Below are 17,917 nucleotides of genomic sequence, written 5' to 3' on the forward strand. Positions count from 1 at the left end.
TCCGGCGACGACGCCTCGCCGGCCGGGGCGCCCGGACCGGTGATCGGCGGCACCGGCACGTCGACGGTCCGCGCGAACCGCGCGCCCGCGGGCCCGTAGGCGGCCCGCGGCTCGGGGAACAGCCGCAGCAGGACCAGATACAGCACCGCGGACACCACCAGCGACAGCGGCAGGCTGATGTCCACGCCGTGCGCCAGGCCGCCCAGCGGCCCGACGAACTGCCCGGGGAGGTCGGTGAACAGCACACCCGTCAGCGCGGCGACCCACCAGGCGGTCAGGCCGCGCCAGTTCCAGCCGTGCGCGAACCAGTAACGCCCGCCGCGCTGACGGCGGTTGAAGACCTGCAGCGCGTCCGGGTCGTACCAGCCGCGCCGGGTCCAGTAGCCGAGCATCATCACGACCATCCACGGCGTGGTGCAGGTGACGATCACGGTGGCGAAGGCGGAGATGGACCGCACCAGGTCCAGGCCGAACCGGCCGGCGAAGATGAACGCGATGGACACCGCGCCGACCAGCAGCGTCGCCCGCACCCGGGACAGCCTCGGGAAGACGGAGGAGAAGTCCAGCCCGGTCCCGTACAGCGAGGTCGTGCCCGTCGACATGCCGCCGATCAGTGCCAGCAGGCACACCGGCAGGAAGAACCAGCCCGGCGAGACCGCCAGCAGCCCGCCGACGAAGTCGGGCGCCGCCGGGTCGACGTAGTCCGGCGCCCGGCGCGCGACGATGCTCGCGGTCGCCAGGCCGAACCCGAACGGCAGCAACGTCGCGAGCTGCGACAGGAACGCGGCGCCGACCACCTTGCGGCGCGGGGTGCCGGCCGGGAGGTAGCGCGACCAGTCGCCGAGGAACGCCCCGAAGGACACCGGGTTCGACAGCACGATCAGGGCGGCGCCGATGAACGACGGCCAGAACAGCGCCTCGGTCGCCGCGTCCGCCGAGCCGGTGAAGACACCCGGGTACGACGGGTCGAAGTCACCGGCGAAGGCGAGGGCGCCGAGCAGGAACAGCACGCTCGCCGAGGTCACCGCGACCTTGTTGACGAACAGCATGAACCGGAAGCCGTACACGCACACGGCCAGCACCAGACCCGCGAAGAGCGCGTAGGCGACCGCGTACGCCAGGTCGCCGCGCGGGAGGCCGAAGAGCCGGTGCGCGCCGCCGACCAGGGCGTCGCCGGAGCTCCACACCGAGAGGGAGAAGAACGCCACGGCCGTCAGCAGCGACAGGAACGAGCCGACGACACGTCCGTGCACCCCCAGATGGGCCGACGACGACACGGCGTTGTTGGTGCCGGTGACCGGGCCGAACACCGCCATCGGGCACAGGATCAGCGCACCGGTGACGACACCGAGGAGGGTGGCCGCGAGCCCCTGCCAGAAGGAGAGGCCGAACAGGATCGGGAAGGCGCCGAGGACGCAGGTGGAGAAGGTGTTGGCGCCGCCGAAGGCGAGCCGGAACAGATCGAGCGGGGTGGCGGTGCGCTCCGCGTCGGGGATGCGGTCGACGCCGTGGGTCTCGACCTCGGTCAGGGACGGGGGCGGCGTGGCCGGGGCGGGGGCGGGAAGGCCGGACTGCGGGGACAACGGGGCTCCAGCGGGGACGTGGCGGTGGAGCGCGGGGTGGCGCGGCGGCATGGGCGGGCGGTCGCCGGCGCGGGGGTGTGCGGCGGCACCGGAGGTCCGTCCTCTCGGGGTCCGCCGACGGTAAGGCGGGGCGCGGACGGCCCGCCAGAGGACGGTTCGTCCATCTTCCGCGCCGTGGGTGGAGGGAACGTCCAGGTGGCGGGCGCCGCCCGGCGAACGATCCGCGCAGTGTCCCGCGCTGCTCACCCGTGATCGGGCAATGACCGCTGCTTCACCGGAGCATGAACACGAGGGGGCCGCGAACGGTCCGCCGAGAGCACAATCGGAATGTTTCAGGCCGATTAACCGACACGAGTAAATCGGTCAGATGGCCGGATCCCGTGATCGAAAGCCTTGTGATTCAGGGGATCGGAGGACCCGCGCTCCGTGACTTCGCGCCACTGATTCAATACGCGACGTTACCGAAACCCATGGGGTCGAGGTGAGTTTCGGCGACGGACTCGGCAGACTCGCGCTCGCCGGTCCCGGGTCCGACCCGAGCCGGGCCGGCACCCCTGGAAATCGAGCGGAAGGATGCACACAATGCGGAACGCCGCGCGCTGGGCGACCATCCTGGGTCTCACGGCCACCGCCGTCTCCGGCCCCCTGGCCCCGACCGCCCTCGCCGCCCCGGACAGCGCCACCGCGTCGCTCCACGCCCCCTCGGCCCTGGTGCTCGCCGTGGGCCGCGGTGACAGCGCCGCGACCGTCACACCGGAACGCGCGGTCACCCTGACCTGCGCCCCCCGGCCCGCAGGCACCCACCCGGACCCCGCGCGGGCCTGTGCCGCACTGCGCGGCGTCGACGGGGACCCCGGCGCCCTGTCCGCCGACAGCGACGTGCTGTGCACCAAGGAGTACGCCCCCGTGGTCGTCACCGTCGAGGGCGTCTGGCAGGGCCGCCGCGTCTCCTACGAGCGCACCTTCGCCAACGAGTGCGTGAAGAACGCCCACGGAACGGGCGTCTTCGCGTTCTGAGGGAACCCCCGGGTTCCCCGGAGGACCGGGAGCGCACGGTTTCCGTGACACCGGCTGTGGCTCGCAGATGGGGAGTGCGGGCCCGGTCACGGGAAGGTGCGGTCCCGCACGGGACCGGCGGGCGGAGTGGGGCCGCCCGCCGGTCCCGGAACCACCATGGCCGGGTACGCGCTCACGCGGCGGCGCCGGCCACCGTCGGCCGCGGCCCGGCACGCCCCGTCACGAGGAATCCGGGCCCTCCGCGCAGCTGTCCGGGGACGGGCGGCCCGGGCCGCCCGCGGACGTCCTGGCGCGGTGGCTGGTGTCGCACCAGGGATAGCGGCGGCTGCGCCGGCAGGTGCACAGCGCGACCCGGAAGCGGTCGGAGGACACCGTCGTCCCGTCCTCCAGCTCCACCTCCACCGGGCCCTCGACCAGCATCGGGCCCCGGCGCTGGACGGAGATCCGGCGCGGCGGGTCAGACGGGGAGTTCGGCACGGACGACCACCAGCTCTTCCTTGTCGTCGGTGGCGGACAGCAGCCCCCGGTGCCGCAGCCAGTGCTCCCGGCCGCGCAGCACGGGGCCGAAGTCGATCCGGCGGCGCCGGATCACCGCCGCCTTCAGGCCGGCCGTGCGCAGCAGCCCGAGCGTCCGGTCGGGATCGCTGAGCGCCGACTGCACGACCAGCAGCACTCCGCCGGGCCGCAGCAGCTCGGGCCCCTCCCGGCAGATCCGGTCCAGGACGAGCCGGCCGTCGTGGCCCGCGTCCCAGGACCGGGCCGGGCCGCGCGGGCGCGTGCCGTCCGGCGCCGGCACGTACGGCGGGTTGGTCAGGATCAGGTCGAACGACTCGCCCCGGACGGGGTCGAAGAGGTTCCCGCGCCGGACACGGAGCGGCAGGCCGGCCCGCGTGGCGTTCAGCCGCGCGGCGCACACCGCGCGCCACGACACGTCCACCGCGGTCACCCGGCCGCCCCGCCGCGCGGCCTCCAGCGCCAGCGCACCGGTCCCGGTGCCCACGTCGAGGACGGCCGCACCCGGCGGCAGCGGTTCGTCGGACAGGGCCCCGGCCAGCAGCTCGGTGTCCTCCTGAGGGGCGTAGACGCCCGGCAGCACCAATGGTTGAGTCACATACCCCACGTACCCGGTGATTCAGGATGTATGGGAGGTTTCCGAGGTCAGGGGGGTGCGCAGGGACGACCGCGCCTCCTGCCAGTCGGCGAGCAGACGGGCGGCGAACCGGTCCTCGACCAGGCCGGTGGCGTCGATGCCGAAGACGACGTCCGGCGCGAGGTGCGGCTCCTGCTCCAGCAGCCCGCCGATGACCTCGTGGCGGACGATCTGCTCGTGGACCGCGTCGGCCTCGACGTGCTCGTCGTAGAAGTGCTCGGCGGCCGGGCCGGCGCCGGTGCGGCGCATCGCCTCGGCCAGACGGCGGGAGCCGGGCGAGGAGGTGATCTCGACCGCCGCGAAGTGGCCCACCAGAGCGCCCCGCAGGGACCGGTGCAGGCCGAAGAGGGACATCAGGTTCACCGTGACCAGCGCCTCCGCGCAGGCCGCGTCGAGATACCGCCCGTACGTCGTGTCCAGGCCCAGGTCCTCCATCAGGTCGGCAAACAGGCGGGCGTGCAGGCGGTCGGCGCGGCCGCCGCCGTACTCGTCGAACTCCACCGCCGCCATCGCCGCCTTGGCCCGGCCCGTCAGGCGCGGCAGCACCCAGGCGTGCGGGTCGGCCTCCTTGAGGTGGTACAGGGAACGCTGCGCCGCGTACTCGCGCAGCTGCCACAACTCGCCCTTGTCCCGCAGGTGATGGGTGACGCCCGTGCCCTCGACGGGCTCGACGAGGAGTTCCGCGACGGCGTCCTCGACACTGTCGCGGACCGGGATGTCCGAGCGCAGCGCGGACAGGAAGCGCTGCTCCAGCGCCGCGCGGACGCGCAGCAGGTCCGGGTCCCACTCGCGCTCCGCGGGCACGCCCGCGAAGCCGCGGTAGTGCAGTTCGTAGCACAGGTAGAGGGCGAGCTGGAGGTCGTCGCCGTAGGCGGGGGCGTCGGTGATGTCCTCGGGGCGGGGCAGCGGGCCCGTGCCCAGCAGGTACTCCTCGACGGCTGCGGAGATCCGGCCCCGGGCCGGGGGCAGCCCTGGTCCTTCGCGGTGGTGATCCATACGCCCCGGGTACCCGGCGGGAGCCCCGTCATCCGTCCACGGGGGCGCGTCCGTCCACGCGGGGAGCGCGGGAGCGGCATCCGGCCGGACGGCGCCGGGCCGGGCCCCGCGGAAGGGGCCCGGCCCGGCGAGTGCGGGGGCGCCGCGGCTCACTCGCCCTCGGACTCCTCCTGGGCCCGCGTGCTGGGAGTGATCGCGTCCCCGGCCCGGCCCCGCCGCTCCGCGGAGTCCCGGGTGCGGGTCTCGGCCTCCTCGACCTCGCGCAGCACCTCCTCGATGGCGGTCTCGGGCTGCTTCCCGGTGCGGTTGCCGTCCTGCGACACGGGTGTCTCCTCTCTCTCCTGCGGTTGCTCCGTTCGTCCGGCCGCCGTCCCCGTGCGGGCGGCTCCCGGGCCCGTCACGTCGTCGCGGCCGCGATGCGCAGCGGGACCGGATCCGGGGGAGCGGGATCCTCGTCGAGCCGGGTGATCTCCGCCCACCAGGCCGGTCCCTCCTCGATGTGGCGCAGCAGGATGCCCTCGCGGATCGCCCAGGGGCAGATGGTCACGGCCTTGATCCCGGTCAGCTTCATCGCCGTGTGCCCCACCACCGCGCCGGCCAGGCTCTGCCGGGCCCGCGGCGCGGAGATACCGGGCAGGCGGGCCCGTTCCGCGGTGGGCAGGGCGGCCAGACGCTCGATCGCCGCCCGCAGCTCGCGGCGGTGCATCTCCCGCTCCGTGAACGGGCCGTGGCGTCCGGGCGCGGCGCCGCACAGCCGGCCGAGCTGCTGGAAGGTGCGCGAGGTGGCGACCGCGGTGCGCGGCCCCTCCCAGCGGATCCGCGCCGCGACGTCCCGCAGCTGGTGGCGGACGCTGCGGCGCAGCGCCCGTACCTGCTCCGGCGACGGGGGGTCCTGGTCCGCGAAGAACTCGTGGGTCAGCCGCTGCGCGCCCAGCGGCAGCGAGGCCGCGAAGTCGGGCATCCGGCCCCGGCCGAAGGCGACCTCCAGGGAGCCGCCGCCGATGTCGAGCAGGGCGAGCGGCCCCGACCGCCAGCCCATCCAGCGCCGGGCCGCGAGGAAGGTCAGCTCGGCCTCGACCTCGCCGGGCAGGGTGCACAGCTCCACGCCCGCGCGGTCCCGCACGGCGCGCAGCACCTCCTGCCGGTTCGGCGCGGCGCGCACCACGGCGGTCGCGAAGGCCAACGGCCCGGCCGCGCCCCACCGGGCCGCGGCCCGGCTCGCCTCGGCGACCGCGTCGACGAGTCTGTCGACGGCCTCGTCGGGGACCGGTGCCCCCGGTCTGACCTGCTCCGACAGCCTCAGGCGCCATTTGGCGGTGTGCACCGGCAGCGGCACCCCGCCCTCCGCGTCCGCCACCACCAGCCGGACCGTGTTCGATCCCACATCCACCACGCTGATCCGCATGGGCCGCAGGTACCCGTTTCCGGGCCGGACCAACGGATTCCCGCGGTGACGGCCGATATCGCCACGCATATCAGCGCAAAGGGGTCGCGGCGTCCCCGGGTTCCCGCGCACGGCGGCCCCGTGCGCCGGGCGGCCGGCGTCCCCGCGGCGGGCGGCCGCCGACCGCCGGAGGCACGCGGCGCGGCTCCCGGCCGCCGCGGACCTCCGGCGGCGGCCGGGAGCCCGTCCCGTCACGCCATCTGCCGTCGCACCAGCTCGTGCAGCCGGCCACCGGTGTCGGCGAGGAGCTGGGCCGGCGGGCCCTCCTGGACGACCTTGCCGTCCTCCATGACGATCACCCGGTCGGCGTCCAGCACCGTCGACAGGCGGTGCGCGATGACGATCCGCGTGGCGTTGAGCTTGCGCGTGCTCTCGATCACCGTGCGCTGGGTCTCGTTGTCGAGGGCGCTGGTCGCCTCGTCGAAGAAGAGGATGCGCGGGCGGCGGATCAGCGCCTGGGCGATCATCAGGCGCTGCCGCTGGCCGCCGGAGACCGCGCCGCTGCCCGAGACGATGGTGTGCAGCCCCATCGGCATCCGCCTGATGTCCTCCGCGAGCCCCGCCAGCTCGGCCGCCGCCATCGCCTCCTCCGGCGTGTACGCCTCGGTGCCGCAGATGACGTCCAGGATCGAGCCGGTGAACGGCTGCGCGTGCTGGAGCACCACCCCGCACTGGCGGCGCACGGCCGACTGGTCGAGCGCGGCCAGGTCCTGGCCGTCGTACAGGACGCTGCCCGACAGCGGCCGGTCGAAGCCGATGAGCAGGCGCAGCAGCGTCGACTTGCCGCAGCCGCTGGGGCCCACGATCGCCACGAACTCGCCCGGCCGCACCTCGAACGACACGTCGTCGAGGACCAGCGGCCCGTCGTCGGAGTACCGGAACGACAGCCGCCGCGCCTCGATCGCCCCGGACAGCGGGCCCGGCCGGGTGCTCGCCGCGCGCACCTCGGGGGTCGCCTCCAGCACCGGCCTGATCTCCTCGAACAGCGGCAGCGCGGCCACCGCGGAGACGAACGCGCCGGTCAGCTGGGTGACGGAGGTCAGCACCATCGTCACCGAGGTGTTGAAGGCGAGGAACTGGGCCGCCGACATCGAGCCGCGGGCCGGCCCGGCCAGCAGCATGAACATCAGCAGCGTGCACAGCGGCAGGTAGACCGCGCCGAGCACCGTCGTGAGGTTCTTGACGCGCCCGGCCCGCTGCTGGAGCTCACGGCTGCGCGCGAACTGGGCCGCCCAGGCCGCGTAGGCGTAGTTCTCGGCCGCCGCCACCCGCAGCTTCGGCAGGCCGCGCAGCGTCTGGAACGCCTGGTTGTTCAGCTTGTTGGAGAGCGCCACCAGCCGCCGCTGCCAGCGCACCTGCCACAGCCCCAGCCCCAGGAACACGGCCGTGACGACGGCCAGCATGCCGATCGCCGCGAGCGCCATCGGCACGCTGAACCACAACAGCACCGCCAGGTTCACCGATCCGACGGTCACGGACTGGGCCACCGTCGGGGCCACCCCCGCCAGCAGCCGGCGGATCGCGCTGACGCCCATGGCCGCGCCGGCCAGTTCGCCGGTGGAACGCGCGGTGAAGAACTTCGTCGGCAGCCTCAGCAGCCGGTCCCACACGGCAGGCTGGAGCGTGGCCTCGATCCGGCCCTCCAGCCGCAGCAGGGTGAGGTTCTGCAGCAGCATGAACGCGGCCGACACCACGCTGCTGAGGATCACCGCCAGGCACACCTGAGCGATCAGGCCGGTCTGCGCCTCGGGCACCAACTCGCCGAGCACCTTGCCCGTCGCCAGCGGCACCAGCGCCCCGATCAGGACCGTCACCAGCCCGCTGAGCAGCAGGTTGACGAGGTCGCCGCGGGTACCGCGCAGGCTGAACCGCAGCAGCCCGAGCGGGCCGAGCCGCCGCTCGGGCAGCGGGCGGTAGAACATCACCGCGCGCGGCTCGAACTCCTCGGCGTTGGCCTTCCCGACCGGTGTCTCCCGGCCGGTCGACGGATGGACGGCGACGTACCCGCCGCGCCGCCACAGCAGCGCCACCGGCGCCCCCGACAGCGCCCGGTGCCCCACCAGCGGCCCGATGTCGTCCCGCCACCAGCGGCCGTCCAGGCGTACGGCCCGGGTGCGCACCCGGGAGGCCAGGGCGACCCGCTCCACCGGGTCGAGGCGGTCGCTCTCCGTGCCGCTGCGCGCGGGCTCGGCCAGCGTGATCCCGGCCGCCTCGGCGACCAGCCTGCACGCCGCGTAGGTCGCGTCGGCGTCGGCGGCCGTGGTGCGCCGCGCCGGCCGCTTGCCGATGGACGCCAGCAGCGTCCGGTCGGCCTGGGCGCGCACCGCCTCGCCCGCCCTGATCCCCTCGGCCGTCCGGGTCTCGTGGGTGCGCTCCAGCTGCTCGATCCAGCGGTCCAGCGTGGTCAGCAGCCGGTACTGCTGGTCGACCATGCTCTGCCACAGCGCCGGGTCCATCAGCAGGTCGGCCGCCGCCTCCGCCCCGTACAGCGAGCCGTACTGCACGCTGCCCGGCGGCACCTGCATCCAGAACACGTCGTCGTCGGTGGCGGCGGCGGCCCGCTCGCCGGCCATCGGCGCCTGGAAGAGGACGGACAGGCTGCGGCCGACGCCGAGGGCGAGGGCGTACTCCAGCGGGCTCGTCGCCGGCGGGACGTACTGCGGGGCGCCGTGCTCGTCGTGGGACCAGGTCTGGGTGCTCGCGGGCTGGTACAGCTCGCGCAGGCCGATGCGGTGCACCACGCAGTCGCGCAGCGGGCGCGCCACCAGCGTGTGCTGCGGGCCGGGCACCGGGCCGAGCAGCAGCGAACCGGCCTCCAGACGGCCCAGGTGGTGCCAGTGGCCCTGCTGCCCGGCGTCCACCGCGAACAGGTCCACGGCGCCCGCCGCGACCAGCCACAGCACCTGCGGCCCGGCCAGGTCGAGGCGGCTGAAGCCGGAGCAGTCGATCGGCGTGCCCAGCGAACCCAGCGCGCCGAGGACGTAGTCGTCGCCCTGGACGGTCGTCATCTCACCGCTCCCTGACCAGCGCGGCGTACGCGCCGCCGCGCGCCACCAGCTCCTCGTGCCGCCCCCGCTCCACGACCGTGCCGTGCTGGAGGACGACGATCTCGTCGCTGTCGCGCACGGTGCTCAGCCGGTGCGCGATCACCACGCAGGCGCAGCCCCGCCGGCGCAGGTTGTCCATCACGACCAGCTCGGTCTCGGCGTCGAGGGCGCTGGTCACCTCGTCGAGGACGAGGATGCTCGGCCGGCGCACCAGCGCCCGCGCGATCTCCAGCCGCTGGCGCTGCCCGCCGGAGAAGTTGCGGCCGTCCTGCTCGACCCTGCTGTGGATGCCGCCGGGGCGGCGCATGACGACGTCGTACAGCGCCGCGTCGCGCAGCGCCTCCACCACGGCGTCGTCCGGGATCGACGGGTCCCACAGCGCCACGTTGTCGCGGACCGTGCCCTCGAAGAGGAACACCTCCTGGTCGACGAAGGAGACGGACGCGGCGAGCGCCCCGCGCGGGATGTCCTCGATGCGCTGCCCGTCGATCCGGATGACGCCCTCCCACGGTGTGTACAGGCCCGAGATCAGCCGGGACACCGTGGACTTGCCGCTGCCGGAGCCGCCGACCAGCGCGACCTGCTGTCCGGGGCCGACGGTCAGGTCGAAGCCGGTCAGCAGCGGCTTGTCCAGCGGGCTGTAGCCGAAGGTGATGTTCTCCAGCTCGACGTGGCCGCGCAGGCGGCGCGTCGACTCGCCGGCGCCGGGACGGCCGTAGAGCGGGTCGGCCCGGAAGTTCTCCACGTCCTTCAGCCGGGCCACGTCGGCCGCGAAGTCCTGGATGCGGCCCGCGACGCCGTTGAGGCGGGTCAGCGGCGCGGTGAAGCGGGCGACCAGGGCCTGGAAGGCCACCAGCAGGCCGACGGAGATGTGGCCCTCCACCGCGCGCAGGCCGCCGATCCACAGGATCAGCGCGCTGTTGAGCGTCGCCAGCGTCGGCGCGACCACCCCCAGCCAGGCGCTCGGCACGCCGAGCCGCTGCTGCTCCTCCAGGGTGGTGGCGTGCTGCCCGGCCCACTTGCGGAAGTAGCCGTCCTCACCGCCGGTCGCCTTCATCGTCTCGATCAGCTGCAGACCGGTGTAGGAGGTGTTGGTCAGCCGGGCGGTGTCCGCGCGCAGCTTCGCCGTGCGGGTCGCGCGCAGCCGTACGACGACCCGCATGGCCACGATGTTCAGCAGGGCCACGCCGACGCCGACGAAGGTGAGCTGGGGGTCGTAGGTGTAGAGCAGCACGGCGTACAGGACGACGACCACCGCGTCCACGCCCGCCGCCGCGAGGTCGCGGGCCAGGGTCTCGGCCACGGCGTCGTTGGACTGCAGGCGCTGCACCAGGTCGGCCGGGCTGCGCTGGGCGAAGAACGTCACCGGCAGCCGCAGCAGATGGCGCAGGAAGCGGGCGCTGGAGAGGGTGGAGGAGATGATCCGGCCGTGCAGCAGGTTGGCCTGCTGCAGCCAGGTCAGCACGACCGTGAGCAGCACGCACACCGCCATCGACGCGAACAGCACGCCCAGCAGCGAGGTCCGGCCGCCGATCAGGAACTCGTCGATGTAGGTGCGGCTGAGCGCGGGCACCGCCGCGCCGACCGCCACCAGCAGCAGGCTCGCCAGCACGGCGGCGGGCAGGGTGCCCGCGGTGCCGCGCAGCCGGGCCGGCATCGCGCCGAGGACCCCCGGCCTGCGGCCGCCCCTGGTGAAGTCCGCTCCGGGCTCCATCACCAGCACGACACCGGTGAAGCTGCCGTCGAAGTCCTCCAGGGAAACGAAGCGGCGGCCCTTGCCGGGGTCGTTGATGTACACCCCGCGGCGGCCGAAGCGGCGGCCCATGCCGTCGTAGACGACGTAGTGGTTGAACTCCCAGAACAGGATGGCCGGCGACCTCACCTCGGCGAGCGCGGCCAGGTCCATCTGCATGCCCTTGGCCGTCAGGCCGTAGGCGCGGGCCGCCTTCAGCAGGTTGCTGGCGCGCGAGCCGTCGCGGGAGACGCCGCAGGCGATGCGCAGCTCCTCCAGCGGGACGTGGCGGCCGTAGTGGCCGAGCACCATCGCGAGCGAGGCGGCACCGCACTCCACGGCCTCCATCTGGAGCACGGTGGGCGTGCGGACGGTCTTCGCGCGGGCCTTGGGCACGGCGCGCTCGGGCGGGGCGGCGCGGCGCCTGCCCCGGGTCTGAGATGCGGTGCTCACGGCAGCAGCCAATCGACGGGACGCTGGTCGGCCAGCCGGATCGAACCCGTGGCCAGGGTCATGGAGGTCAGCTCGTACGGCGGTCCGTCCGCCGAGGACCACGCGTATCCGCTCTTCGTGGCGGAGGACTCGTCGAGCCCGACCGTGACGGCCACCGGCCTGCCCTCCCGGGTGAACTGCTCGCCCAGCTGGCTGTCCCCGAGGAACGCGGCGATCTGCCGCGCGGACTGCGCGGAGCGGCCGACGGACTTCACATGGCCGCGCAGCACGCCGTACCGCCCGCTCGGCACCGACTGCACGGTGAGGTCGACGGAGGCGTGCGCGGGGATGGCGGCGGCACTCTCGGCGGGGACGTACACGGTCGCGTACAGGGGGTCCTCGGCGCGGGCGGTCCGCTCCACGGCGGCGACGTCCGCGCCGGTCCGGATGATCTGCCCGACGGCGGCGGCGAGCGCGGAGACCCGGCCCGCGTCGAGCGACCGGACGACCCTCTCGCCCTGGCTCGTACGGACCTTCAGCACCGGGGAGTTGGCGGGCAGCCGCTCACCCTGGCGCGCGAGGACCGCGGTGACCTGGCCCGCGACGGGGCTCTGCAGGACGTAACTGCCCCGGCCGTGGGTGAGGACGGCGGGCGCGGTGACCGTGGAGGCCACCGATCCGGTCACCGCCCACACGGACGCGGCGGCCATCGCGACCACCGTCACGGACAGCACCAGCCAGCCCTGCGGACGGGCCAGACGCACCGGGAGGTCGAGCTCCTCCGGCGACTGGAGCTTGGCGAGGGCCTGTTGACGGAACTGCACGGGTCTTCCCTCACCTGTGGAACTGCTGGGGGGCCGGCTCGCGTGCGAGGCGGGGCGAGCCGGGGACACGACGGCGTCCGAGGTCCCGGAACCGCCGGGTGCGGCTCCGGGACCTCGAGAGCACGAGAGGAGGTGCTGTCAGAGACCGGCGACCAGGTTGGTGACCGGGGCGGTGTTCAGGCCGGTGACACCCTCGACGGTGCCCACGGCCGTGTCCACCAGGCCGGAGACCGGGGCGATGCCGTCCACCGCGCCGACGACGGTGTTGACCGCGTTCACGGACAGGCCGCCGGAGACGTTGTCGAGCTCGGCGTCGGAGATCTCGACGGTCTCAACCTGGGGGGTGGAGTTCATGATGGAACTTCCCTTCGTATGGATATCTCAATTAAGGGGGGAGCGGCCCCCTCTGGGGACAGATGGACGGCCGCGGCCACGGGACGCCGGGCGCCCGTTTCCGGGAGCTCCGCGGCCCCCGCGGTGCGATGGATCAAAGCACGCGGTGGCCGCGCGCTTCCAATCAATCACCCCTCTCACCTGGGAACTTGGCCGGCGGAGACGGTGAAGCGTGCAGGTGCGCGCACGCCTCGTCGGCGACTTCTTCACACACCGCACGACGTCCGCCCCGCGGGGGGTCTTGCGGCCCCGGCGGTGAATCCGGCACTCCGGCCCCAAAGGCGTGGGGGGTGCCGCGGGCCGGTGGAGGTCCGCCGAATCCGGTGACCGGGTTGGGCATTCGATGTGCAGATTCGCTGAAGCCAGGATTCCGCTCGGTGATCTGGACGGACAGTCATTGATCGATCGCTGAACGTATTGGTTCGGGAGTGTGCATTCCTTGCTCGCACGGACCGCGATCCGCCCCGACGCCTCGCTGCGGTCGCGCGCCGGGCCCCGGAAAGCGGACTCCCGCGGCCGGCTCCCCGCGCGGCGAGCCGCACGGGGACGTGCCCGCGGCCGGCCGGGCCGGGACGCCGTACGGACGTGCCGCCCCGGGCGGCGGCGCCGTACGGATCGCCGCCCCGGCAGCCGGGGACGGGGCCGGGGTCCCCCGGGCGCGGCCCGCGGGACGCCGCACCCGGCGAGGAGAGCCCGTGCGCCCCGGTGCTCCCGAGACTCATGTCACGCCAGTCGATGCGTGTGACAGCGCGCAGGCGCCGGATGTGCGCCCCCTGTGCACCCGACGGAAGACGTCCCGGTTCCCCTGGCCGGGACCCCGCCCGGATGCCCGTCCGCGGGGTTCCCCGCGGCCGGGCCGGCCGGGCCCCGGTCCGGGTCGCCCTCGACGGCCCGGACCGGGGCCGCCTACAGTCGCCGGTGGCCGGCCGGGAGCCGCTTCCACCGCCCGGCCACCGCCCGCCGGGCGGTGGCCGGCGTCCCGCCGCCGCGACGGTCCGTTCGGGAAGAGGGGCGAGAAGTGCCGATGACGGGGGAGAACCCTTGGATCCGCGAACTGCGCAGAACACGCCGGCCCACGGCGCACGTGGTCTTCTTTCCGCACGCCGGCGGTGTCGCCACGTACTTCGCGCCGTTCACCCGGCACTTCCCCGCGGCCGTCGACGTCTCGGCCGCCCAGTACCCCGGGCGTCAGGAGCGTTTCGTCGAGCCCTTCGTCGACACCGTCGAAGAGCTCGCCGACCACCTGGCGGCCGCCCTTCGGCGGTACGCCGCCGACCCCGTGCCGCTCGTGCTCTTCGGGCACAGCATGGGGGCGTGCGTGGCCTTCGAGACCGCGGACCGGCTCACCGCCGGCGATCCGGCGGCGCCGTGCCGGCTGGTCGTCTCCGGCAGTCCCGCCCCGTCGGCGCGCCGGGAGGACGACGTGTACCGCGGCACGGACCAGGAGATCCTCGACCGCCTGGCCGAGCTGGGCGGGACCGACGCCGAGATCCTGGGCAGCCCCGACCTGCTGGAACTCCTGCTGCCCGTCCTGCGCAACGACTACCGGGCGGTCGCGCGCTACCGCCCGGCGCGCCGCACCGTGGTGGACGTGCCGCTCCTGTGCCTCGTCGGCGAGCAGGACCGGCGGGCCACGCCCGAGGACGCCGCCGCCTGGAAGGAGCACACCTCGTCGGACTTCGGGCTGCGGACCTTCCCCGGCGGCCACTTCTTCCTGATGGAGCACCAGGAGGAAGTGGCCCGTCTCGTCACGGACTGGACCGGTTCCGCGGCCGGCGGCTCCGGCCCGTGGGGCGGCGCCGGGAACGGGGAGGAAAAAAAGCGGGTTTGAGAACGCGTCGGCCGGGCACCCGGACTGGCGGCGATCCGGCCCGGACCGTCACGGCGCGGCACCAGGCATCACCCCGGCAACCCCGCGGTCACCCAGGCGGAGCACTATGGCAACTCCCGTTACATTTCGGAGGGGTTGCAGCGAAGTGTTCCGCCATGAAGACTAGGCGCGCGTTTGACCGGGACGAGGGCGTTGCCATCCGCTTTGGGTGAGTACCGGACAGGACATGTCAGGTATGTATACCCTCGTACACCGTCAGCGGACGGTCGGTTCCGCCAGGTCCGCCGTCTGTTCGTGCCTGTTGGGGGAAGGTTCCGCGCAGCGGTTGCGCGGAGGAGCGCACAAGGGGGGATGTGCTGATGTCGGTCCGGTCCGCCGCGACGCGGGTGCCGCCGTCCGTTCTCGGCCGGACGAACGGTCATGGCGAGACCGTGCGGATGTGCTGACCCCGCCCGGACGGTTCCGGTGACGGGCGGACGACCGCCGTGCGGCCCCAGGACGCGGCGCGGTCCCCGACGGCCGTGACCGGTCCCCCGCCCGCGACGCCGGACCGGCCGGCCGGCCGCCGCGACGCGGGCGCGCCCGCACGGACGGCGGACGCGGCGCACTCCACCGCGCCCGCCGTCGCAGGGCCCCGCGCCTCGGTGCCCACCGCTCGACAGCTCCGCAGCAAGGCCTCGCCGTGCCCACGCGCCCCACCACGAGGGAGAGATCGTGATCAGAGAGCGACCGACAGGGGAGCAGTTACCCTTCGACACGCTGGCCGACCGGTGGCGGTCCCTGCGCGAGACCGGCCCCGTGCGGTACGACGAGAGCCAGGGCGTGTGGCAGGTGACCGATCACCAGGGCGTCACCGCGGTACTGGCCGATCCGGCGACGTACTCCTCGGACCTCTCCCCGATCGCCCCCACCCAACAGGACTTCGAGACCTTCCGGCAGGGCAACTTCGTCGGCATGGACCCGCCGGAGCACCGCAAGCTCCGCACCCTGGTGAGCCAGGCGTTCACCCCCCGGGTGGTGCACGGGCTGCAACCGCGCATCGAGGCCGTGTGCGAACGGCTGCTGGACGCCGTCGCGGACCACGACCGGTTCGACCTGGTCGACGCGCTGGCCTATCCGCTTCCCATCATCGTGATCGCCGAACTGCTCGGCGTACCGGCCGGCGACCACCGGCTGTTCCAGGAGTGGGCGAGCGTGCTGTTCGGCGGCGACCAGCTCGGCGAGGCGCCCGACATGGCCGACCTGGAACGGGCCCTGGAGGCGATCGCCCCCACCGTGCGCGAGATGAACGGCTACATGCTGGACCACATCCGCCACCGCCGCGCCCACCCCGGTGAGGACCTCACCAGCAGACTGATCGCCGCGGAGGTGGACGGCGCCCGGCTGACGGACCAGGAGATGATCGGATTCGTGGCCCTGCTGCTGGTCGCCGGGCACATCACGACCACGGCGCTGCTCGGCAACGCCGTCGTCACCTTCGACCGGCATCCCGGCACGCTCACCGCGCTGCGGGCCGATCCCGGCCGGCTGCCGGACGCCCTGGAGGAAGTGCTGCGCTGGCTGCCGCCGTTCCCCGAACTCGGGCGCCGCGTCACCCGCCCCGTGGAACTCGCCGGTCACCGACTCCCCGCCGACGCCCTGGTGATGGCCCATCTCGGCGCCGCCAACCGCGATCCGGCCCGGTTCGCCGACCCGGACGTGCTGGACGTGCGCCGCAGTCCCAACCCCCACCTGACCTTCGGCCACGGCATCCACTTCTGCTTCGGCGCGCCGCTCGCCCGGCTGGAGGCCCGGATCGCGCTGCGCCTGTTGCTTGAACGTTTCCGTGATCTCGCCGTCCCCACGTACACGGACGTCGCCTTCCAGAACCCGGCCGTCATCGTCGGCGTACGCCGTCTGCCGGTCGAGGTCGAAAGGACGTGACACCCGCACCCACGGAGCACCCGCACCGACGCGCCCCCGGCCCGTCCCCGCACCGCAGTCCCCGCCGGCCGGCGCGCCACCTGCCATGAGCCCAGCTACCGGGAGATCCCCCTCATGCCGTACACCACCACCGCTCAGGTCGTCGACCGGCGACCGCCCCTGACCCACCAGACGCTCCAGCACCGCCTGGACGCCCTCGCCCGCCTCCACCGGGTACCCGGCGCCCAGCTCGCCGTGCACACCGGCACCGACGTCCTGAGCGTGCGCACCGGCACGGCCGACGCCGCCACCGGCGCCCCGATGACCGAGGACACCGCCGTCCCTCTCGGCTCCCTCACCAAGACCTACACGGCCGCCGCCGTGGCGCTGCTGGCCGACGACGGCGACCTCGACCTGGACGACCCCGCCGTCGAGTTCCTCCCGGAATTACGGGAGTTCCCCGAGGTGACGATCCGTCACCTGCTCGGCCACACCGCCGGCCTGCCCACCGGACCGGACTCGGACACCGCCGCCGGCATCACCGCCTCCCGCTACCTGGCGACCGTGTGCACCGCGGGCGACGCGCTCTTCCCGCCCGGAACCGACTTCTCCTACTCCAACGCCGGCTACGTCGCCGCCGGCCGGCTGGTGGCCGCGGTGACCGGCATGACCTGGCAGGAAGCCGTCCGCGCACTGCTGCTGGACCCCCTGGGCACCACGCCGTGCTTCCTCGGCGAGACCCTCCCCGCCCGCCCGGCCGCGTCCGGCCACGCCCGCAACACCGCGTCCGGCCGGATGCTCCCGGCGCACCAGAACCTCGCCCCGGTGGAGGAACCGGCCGGCGGCCTGCTGGCGAGCGCCACGGACCTGCTGGCGCTGGGCAGGGCACTGGTCGGCCGCTCCGCCGTGCTGCCCGCCGACGCCGCCGCGGACCTGCGCCGCCCGCAGCCGGGCGCCACCCCGGCGGGCCTGGCCGACGCCTGGGGACTCGGCCTGGCGCTGTTCCGGCAGGACGGGCTGTGGTGGTGCGGCCACGACGGCAACGCCCAGGGCACCTCCTGCCACCTGCGGGCGGAGCCGGACAGCGGCGTGGTGGTCGCCTTCACCGGCAACTCCGGCGGCGCCACCGCCCTGTGGCAGGACCTCGCCGACGACCTCACCAGGATCACCGGCCTGCGGGTGCCGACCGCCCGCACCCCCGTGCGCCGGGGTCCCTCCGTCGCCCTCCCCGGCTGCGCCGGCACCTACCGCAACGGACGGACCGAGTACCGGATCACCCTCGGCGCGGACGGCACCCCGGCGTTGTCCGTGGACGGCGACCGCCCGATCCCCCTGATCTGCTACCAGGACCTCTCCTGCGACCTGGTCGACCCGGCCACCGGCCGGCCGCAGCCCGGCGGCCGCTTCCACCGCGACCGGGCCACCGGCGTCATCGACCGCGTGCAGATCTCCGGACGCACCGCCCGCCGCTCCGACGCCCGCTGATCCGCGGCCCGGCCGCCGCGCCGGGCCCGCCCCCCCCGCGGACCCTCCGGCCGCCGCGGCCGGACCCCTCGGCGTGTCCCC

Annotated in this window: 14 protein-coding genes; 4 read left to right on the top strand and 10 right to left on the bottom strand. The window is 74.3% G+C overall.

Annotation, left to right across the window (positions count from 1 at the left end):
• The coding region (locus tag ABD363_RS17845; RefSeq protein ID WP_344604627.1) for a purine-cytosine permease family protein at nucleotides 1-1,583 on the bottom strand (1,583 nt) is incomplete at its 3' end.
• 582 nt (nucleotides 1,584-2,165) lie between these two features.
• On the opposite strand from ABD363_RS17845, the gene ABD363_RS17850 reads away from it, so the two are divergent.
• The gene (locus tag ABD363_RS17850; RefSeq protein WP_344604629.1) at nucleotides 2,166-2,600 is read left to right on the top strand and encodes a subtilase-type protease inhibitor; all 435 of its coding nucleotides are present in this window, start codon (nucleotides 2,166-2,168) and stop codon (nucleotides 2,598-2,600) included.
• A gap of 219 nt (nucleotides 2,601-2,819) precedes the next feature.
• Here the strand turns inward: ABD363_RS17850 and ABD363_RS17855 are convergent, their stop codons facing one another.
• The 9 genes from ABD363_RS17855 to ABD363_RS17895 all read right to left on the bottom strand — a co-directional run bounded on the left by ABD363_RS17855 (nucleotide 2,820) and on the right by ABD363_RS17895 (nucleotide 12,579).
• A complete protein-coding gene (locus ABD363_RS17855) occupies nucleotides 2,820-3,077 on the bottom strand; it encodes a CDGSH iron-sulfur domain-containing protein (protein ID WP_344604631.1) in 258 nt (85 codons plus the stop codon).
• A complete protein-coding gene (locus tag ABD363_RS17860; RefSeq protein ID WP_344604633.1) occupies nucleotides 3,058-3,711 on the bottom strand; it encodes a HemK2/MTQ2 family protein methyltransferase in 654 nt (217 codons plus the stop codon). The genes ABD363_RS17855 and ABD363_RS17860 overlap by 20 nt, the downstream gene beginning before the upstream one ends.
• Nucleotides 3,712-3,732: 21 nt before the next feature.
• A complete protein-coding gene (locus tag ABD363_RS17865; protein WP_344604635.1) occupies nucleotides 3,733-4,746 on the bottom strand; it encodes an iron-containing redox enzyme family protein in 1,014 nt (337 codons plus the stop codon).
• Nucleotides 4,747-4,895: 149 nt separating this feature from the next.
• A complete protein-coding gene (locus ABD363_RS17870; RefSeq protein WP_344604637.1) occupies nucleotides 4,896-5,069 on the bottom strand; it encodes a hypothetical protein in 174 nt (57 codons plus the stop codon).
• A gap of 74 nt (nucleotides 5,070-5,143) precedes the next feature.
• A complete protein-coding gene (locus tag ABD363_RS17875; RefSeq protein WP_344604639.1) occupies nucleotides 5,144-6,151 on the bottom strand; it encodes a Ppx/GppA family phosphatase in 1,008 nt (335 codons plus the stop codon).
• 230 nt (nucleotides 6,152-6,381) lie between these two features.
• Nucleotides 6,382-9,198, bottom strand: a complete 2,817-nt coding sequence (locus tag ABD363_RS17880; protein WP_344604641.1) for an NHLP bacteriocin export ABC transporter permease/ATPase subunit — start codon at nucleotides 9,196-9,198, stop codon at nucleotides 6,382-6,384.
• Nucleotide 9,199: 1 nt separating this feature from the next.
• On the bottom strand, nucleotides 9,200-11,422 hold the full coding sequence (locus ABD363_RS17885) for an NHLP family bacteriocin export ABC transporter peptidase/permease/ATPase subunit (protein WP_344604643.1): 2,223 nt from the start codon (nucleotides 11,420-11,422) through the stop codon (nucleotides 9,200-9,202).
• A complete protein-coding gene (locus tag ABD363_RS17890; RefSeq protein ID WP_344604645.1) occupies nucleotides 11,419-12,225 on the bottom strand; it encodes an HlyD family efflux transporter periplasmic adaptor subunit in 807 nt (268 codons plus the stop codon). Before ABD363_RS17890 ends, ABD363_RS17885 begins: the two co-directional genes overlap by 4 nt.
• A gap of 138 nt (nucleotides 12,226-12,363) precedes the next feature.
• A complete protein-coding gene (locus ABD363_RS17895) occupies nucleotides 12,364-12,579 on the bottom strand; it encodes a type A2 lantipeptide (RefSeq protein ID WP_141306631.1) in 216 nt (71 codons plus the stop codon).
• 1,063 nt (nucleotides 12,580-13,642) lie between these two features.
• On the opposite strand from ABD363_RS17895, the gene ABD363_RS17900 reads away from it, so the two are divergent.
• From ABD363_RS17900 to ABD363_RS17910, 3 genes are all read left to right on the top strand, one after another.
• Nucleotides 13,643-14,449: a thioesterase II family protein gene (locus tag ABD363_RS17900; RefSeq protein WP_344604650.1), complete on the top strand. Its 807-nt coding sequence runs from the start codon at nucleotides 13,643-13,645 to the stop codon at nucleotides 14,447-14,449.
• Nucleotides 14,450-15,163: 714 nt separating this feature from the next.
• A complete protein-coding gene (locus ABD363_RS17905) occupies nucleotides 15,164-16,372 on the top strand; it encodes a cytochrome P450 (RefSeq protein WP_344604652.1) in 1,209 nt (402 codons plus the stop codon).
• Between the two features lie 114 nt (nucleotides 16,373-16,486).
• Nucleotides 16,487-17,836, top strand: a complete 1,350-nt coding sequence (locus ABD363_RS17910; protein WP_344604654.1) for a serine hydrolase domain-containing protein — start codon at nucleotides 16,487-16,489, stop codon at nucleotides 17,834-17,836.
• Nucleotides 17,837-17,917: the final 81 nt, after the last annotated feature.

It is taken from the genome of Streptomyces glaucus, assembly GCF_039533365.1.
In the GTDB taxonomy this organism is placed as follows: Bacteria; Actinomycetota; Actinomycetes; order Streptomycetales; family Streptomycetaceae; genus Streptomyces; species Streptomyces glaucus.